This window comes from Methylovulum psychrotolerans (genome assembly GCF_002923755.1).
Lineage (GTDB): Bacteria > Pseudomonadota > Gammaproteobacteria > Methylococcales > Methylomonadaceae > Methylovulum > Methylovulum psychrotolerans.
Genome location: NZ_PGFZ01000006.1, coordinates 102,742 through 107,966, shown reverse-complemented (window position 1 = coordinate 107,966; position 5,225 = coordinate 102,742). Strand labels below are relative to the sequence as shown.

The 5,225-nt window shown below is 49.8% G+C and carries 5 protein-coding genes; 4 read left to right on the top strand and 1 reads right to left on the bottom strand.

Annotated features, from left to right (window positions below; all coding sequences use genetic code 11):
• Nucleotides 1–66 precede the first annotated feature (66 nt).
• From AADEFJLK_RS13795 to AADEFJLK_RS13780, 4 genes are all read left to right on the top strand, one after another.
• A protein-coding gene (locus tag AADEFJLK_RS13795; protein WP_428839016.1) for an IS3 family transposase occupies nt 67–1,292 on the top strand; the annotation gives its coding sequence in 2 pieces (ribosomal slippage) (nt 67–343 and nt 343–1,292; 1,227 coding nt in all).
• A gap of 104 nt (nt 1,293–1,396) precedes the next feature.
• Complete coding sequence (locus AADEFJLK_RS24040) at nt 1,397–1,723, top strand: hypothetical protein (RefSeq protein WP_146054603.1); 327 nt, start codon at nt 1,397–1,399, stop codon at nt 1,721–1,723.
• Between the two features lie 122 nt (nt 1,724–1,845).
• Complete coding sequence (locus tag AADEFJLK_RS13785) at nt 1,846–2,604, top strand: DNA adenine methylase (RefSeq protein ID WP_103974674.1); 759 nt, start codon at nt 1,846–1,848, stop codon at nt 2,602–2,604.
• Between the two features lie 281 nt (nt 2,605–2,885).
• Nucleotides 2,886–3,995 carry a Fic family protein gene (locus AADEFJLK_RS13780; protein WP_103974673.1) on the top strand — a complete coding sequence of 370 codons (1,110 nt, stop codon included), beginning with the start codon at nt 2,886–2,888 and terminating at the stop codon, nt 3,993–3,995.
• A gap of 517 nt (nt 3,996–4,512) precedes the next feature.
• On the opposite strand, the gene AADEFJLK_RS24575 is transcribed toward AADEFJLK_RS13780, so the two are convergent.
• A complete protein-coding gene (locus tag AADEFJLK_RS24575) occupies nt 4,513–4,890 on the bottom strand; it encodes a transposase (RefSeq protein WP_282957364.1) in 378 nt (125 codons plus the stop codon).
• Between the last annotated feature and the right edge of the window lie 335 nt (nt 4,891–5,225).

The window sequence follows — 5,225 nt, the reverse complement described above, 5'->3', positions numbered from 1 at the left end:
TATAGTGGACCCATAAAAACAGACAATAATTTAAGATGGTGTCCATCATAAAACAGGTGGACGAAAATGAGTGAGAAAAAGCGTAAATTGATGACCGGCGCACAAAAGGCGAAGGTGGCGTTGGAGGCGGTCAAAGGTACAAAGACGGCCAATGAGATAGCCCAAGAACACGGTGTCCATCCGACGCAAGTCGGCCTCTGGAAAAAAGCCTTGCTGGAGAATGCCGGGCAACTGTTTGAGACGAAGCGCGGCCCGAAGGCGGTTGACCCGCAAAGCGACCCCGAACGCCTGTACGCCAAGATAGGACAGCTCAACATGGAGTTGGACTGGCTGAAAAAAAAGTCCGGGATCAACCCTTAAGCCTGCGGCAAGCGTGGGTTGCCCCCAATGACGGGCAGTTGCCAGTAACAGCCCAATGCCGTTTGGCGGGCATCGCCCGGTCGACCGTGTATGCGGGTAAAGCGGAAAGGGTGGACGGGTTCGAACTGATGTTGCTGCGCTTGTTGGACGAGGAATACACCCGCCGCCCCTTTTACGGCAGCCGGAAAATGGTGGCTTGGCTACGCGCCGAAGGCCATTGCGTCAACCGCAAGCGCGTGCAGCGCCTGATGCACATCCTGGGCTTGGCAGGGATGGCACCCGGCCCCAACACCAGCAAAAGCCACCCGGCGCACGCGGTTTACCCGTATTTGCTCAGGGGCTTGGGCATTGTCCGCCCTAACCACGTTTGGAGTACGGACATAACCTATATCCGGCTGGCGCACGGTTTTGTCTACCTGGTGGCGGTCATCGACTGGTACAGCCGTAAGGTTTTGGCTTGGGAAGTGTCGAACACGATGGATGTCGGCTTTTGCGTGGATTGCTTGGCAACTGCGCTCAGGCTCTACGGGATACCCGAAATCTTCAACACCGACCAAGGGGCGCAGTTCACCAGCGACAAATGGATAGCCGTACTCAAGGACAACGGCATCACAATCAGCATGGACGGACGCGGCAGGGCATTGGACAATATTTTTGTCGAACGGCTGTGGCGGAGCGTCAAGCATGAGGATGTTTATCTGAAAGGTTACGCCCATTTGCCGGAATTGCTATCAGGGCTGGCCGACTATTTTGTTTTCTACAACAGCGGACGTTACCATCAATCACTGGGCTATAAAACGCCCGATGAAGTCTATCGGACGGCGGTCGGCGGCGGGGCAAAAATAGCAGATCATTTTAGCGATAAACGAAATGCTTCAAACGGAGAAACGGGGCAGCGCCAATCCGCTGCAATGGCAATGACACTATCTTAAACTAGGCTAAATATTGTCTGGACAATGGGGGCCACTTAAATGGCTCAAGCGGCACACCGGATTTACGCAACCGATTTATTGTTGGCGCGGGTGATAGTTATGCTGTGGCTGCATCAGGCGGTTCTAAAGATGCGATTGTCGTTAGTCATAGCCATAATGTAAACGACCACAATCACTCTATTACTGACGAAGGTCATTCGCACGATGTCACAGGTTACAAAAACGGTGACTTCCAGGCACCCAATGATGTTTATACCGTAACATCCAATGGCTCTGAAGATGATACTAACCTAAACTCGACCAGTTCTAATGCAACAGGGATTTCTATCGATAACGCTACTGGATTAACTACGCAAGATACGGGTTCAAGCGGGGTAAATGCTAACTTGCCGCCCTACTATGCGTTAGCTTATATCATGTTGATTAGCTGATTTTTATTTTATTTGGTGAACTTTTTGAATGACGCGTCTAAACCAACCAACCAACCAACCAACCAACCAACCAACCAACCAACCAACCAACCAACCAACCAACCAACCAACCAACCCTGCCCATGTTGCGCTGGCAAGGCGGAAAAAGTAAGTTAGCTAAAATTATCATTCCTTCTTTACCTAAGCATGTTTGTTATGTCGAACCTTTTTGTGGTGGTGCGGCTATTATGCTTCGTAAGCCCCGGTCAAAAGCTGAGGTTATCAATGATGCCAATGGCGAGTTGATAAATTTGTATCGTTGTGTGCAATGCCATCCTGAAGAGTTGGCAAAGCAGTCGGTAGCTATGCTTCATAGCCGTTTTTTGTTTGATAGGCTAAAAGATAGTGTCGCTGATAGGCTGATTGATATACAACGTGCTGCAAGGTTTTATGCGTTAAATCGGATGGCTTTTAGTGCAAGCATGAGTAAGCTCAATTTTGGCTATGCCCGTACTGCATCGGCTGGCTTGTCGGCAAAGCGGTTTATGCGTGATATTGAGTCGTTGGCCGCTCGATTAGATGGCGTGTTTATCGAGCATTTAGACTGGGCGGCATGTATTGCTCGCTATGATAGTAAGGATACATTGGTTTATTGCGATCCGCCGTACTATCAAACCGCTGGCTATGGTATTGAGTTCGGTATCGAGCAATATACTAAAATGGCGAAAATTGCTGAGACGATGCAGGGCAAGATGATTATATCGGTTAATGATATTCCGGCAATGCGGGATATTTTTGCTGGGCTTGTAATTGAGCAGTTGCCAATTAAGTATTCGTGCGGAAAGATTCAATCGGGGCAGTCAAGGGCGCAATCGTTTGAGCTGTTGATCAGGAATTTTTAATTAGGCGTTTATCCTAAATTCACATTTAATTCGCTGTTTATTGTTAATCCTGTTTTGTTCTTTTATTTATCCCATTTCAAAAGTTTTTGCACTCTCCGCGTCCGCCGTGTTTACAAGACCGGTTTAATTCCGGTGACACTTTCAGTTTAACGGACGGCCGGAAAAGCCGGCAGGGTACCCACGGCTTCCTATATAGATTATGATGATAATGATGCATAAAAGCCCTTCCTATAACCCATTATTTATAATATTATGAGTTATAAAAACAAGGGCTATAACTCATGAAGTGGAACTGGCAACAGACAGATTGGCCGCATTTTAGCTACGACCCAGCCAAAATTGAAGACAGCGAAAAGCGGTTACTGCTGGGTGCGGGACTGTTATTCGGCGCCTTCAAGCATTTGGGTGACGAGGATAAGCGGCAACTGACTATCGAACTTATCAGCAATGAAGCCTTAAAAACCTCGGCCATTGAAGGCGAATATCTGGATCGTGATAGCCTGCAATCCTCAATATGCCGTCAATTCGGCTTGGTCACGGACAACCGCAAGGTCTCCGCCGCCGAACAAGGCATTGCCGAAGTCATGGTGGATTTATACCGGGGGTTTGATGCACCCCTGTCCCACACCCTATTGTTCGAGTGGCACACCATGCTGACCAATGGTCGGCGTGATTTAAACGACATTGGCCGATACCGCACGCATACAGACCCTATGCAAATCGTCTCCGGCGCCATCTATGCCCCGAAAGTGCATTTTGAAGCACCACCTTCATCACAGATGATGGCGGAAATGGAGCAGTTCATTGTCTGGTTTAACGATACGTCTCCGACGGGGAAAAATCCGCTGCCCCCTTTGCTACGGGCGGGCATTGCCCACCTCTATTTTGTCAGCATCCACCCTTTCGAAGATGGCAATGGCCGGATTGGCCGGGCACTTGCCGAAAAAGCCCTTGCCCTATGCGTGGGGCAACCGACGCTGATAGCCATTGCTTACACGATTGAACGCAATAAAAAAGCCTATTACACCGCGCTAGAACAGGCCAACAAACGCAATGAGATAACGCCCTGGCTGATTTATTTCGCGGACATGGTGTTAACTGCCCAAGGTTATACGGCAATGTGGATCGAATTTCTGATCAGTAAAGCCAAACTTTATGACCGCTTGCGCGGGCAACTGAACCTACGCCAGGAAAAAGTATTGGCAAGGCTATTCCGCGAAGGCCCGGAGGGTTTCATCGGCGGCTTGAGTGCGGAAAAATACATCGGCATTACTGGAGCGCCTAGAGCGACTGCTACTCGTGATTTGCAGGATTTGGTGGCGAAAGGGGCTTTGCTTAGGCATGGTGAGCGGAAACATACGCGTTATTTGCTTAATCATGAAGCCAATTGAACCTGTGTCGATCCCTCCCAAATTGGTTACATGTCCACACTAAGTTAGCCTGTTCTATGAAAACTAAACAGGGCTGGTTTCCCGGCCCAGTCCCTAATGTTTCAAAATAACTTCAAGCTAAAATTCAGCCAGCATAAGCTAAATCTCACCGTTCGCTCATTTTTTCTAGTGGTTGATACAACTGAAAAACACAATATATAGTGTTTTTAAAGTTTGACAAAAAATTGGCACTCACGCTACGAGACAGGAGTCGAGTAGTCCCCAGAAGTGATAGTGCCTGTGTTTTCACGAAGCGAAGCGGAAGTGAAAATGCAGGCTATACGAAATCGCGTCGAGTCATTGGGGAGCATGTGAGCCCCCCCTTGTTGGGTGGCGAACGAGTGACCAGGACGGCTGGGGCAGCCGAAGGCATAAGCGGTCGCGTGATTTTTTCTGATTGACCGGCAAGGATGCCGAAGCAATCTTTTCATTACCGTACACTTTTTCATAAAACAAATATGACTTAATTATCAATTGATTATGTTTTTACGTTTAAAAACAGGCAAAACGGCGGCAGCGGTATGCCGTTGGTCAGGAAGCGTTTCAGCAGGCGTTTGCCCAGCCCGAACAGGCTCAGGTCGCAACGGTCTGTCCGGTGGACAATTTTGTCCCATCCGGTCTTGATGGCGTAAACCCCCAAGAAGACATGCCACAAATAGGCCAGGGAAACGGCGATCAGCAGGCGCGAAACCCGTTCGGGTGCGCGTAGGCCGCTCTTTTGCAACTGGAAGCCCCGGCCTTTAAAATCGGAAAACATCGTCTCGATACGGAAACGTTTCCGGTAATACAGGCGCGCCTCTTGGGGCAGTGTATTGTACTGACCAAATAGATGGGCTCCAGGTAACCTTTCCCCCACCAGGCCACCGCCATGACCGGCCCATAGCGCCCGGTGGTGAAGCGGACACCGGGGATGCCCGTGCAGCCGCCGCGTCCGGGGCAGATGTCCTGTATCTTAAAATCGTCTTCGCCTTCATAAAACACGCTGTCCTTGGCCGTCCTACAGACGCTGCGAGACAGGAGTCGAGTAGTCCCCAGAAGCGATAGTGCCTGAGTTTTCACGAAGCGAAGCGGAAGTGAAAATGCAGGCTATACGAAATCGCGTCGAGTCATTGGAGAGCATGTGAGCCACCCCTTGTTGGGTGGCGAGCGAGTGACCAGGACGGCTGGGGCAGCCGAAGGCATAAGCGGTCG

What these genes read in the sequence shown, in the direction of transcription:
- AADEFJLK_RS13785 (WP_103974674.1), top strand. Translation starts at nt 1,846, where the DNA reads ATGTTGCGCTGGCAAGGCGGAAAAAGTAAGTTAGCTAAAATTATCATT.
- AADEFJLK_RS13780 (WP_103974673.1), top strand. Translation starts at nt 2,886, where the DNA reads ATGAAGTGGAACTGGCAACAGACAGATTGGCCGCATTTTAGCTACGAC.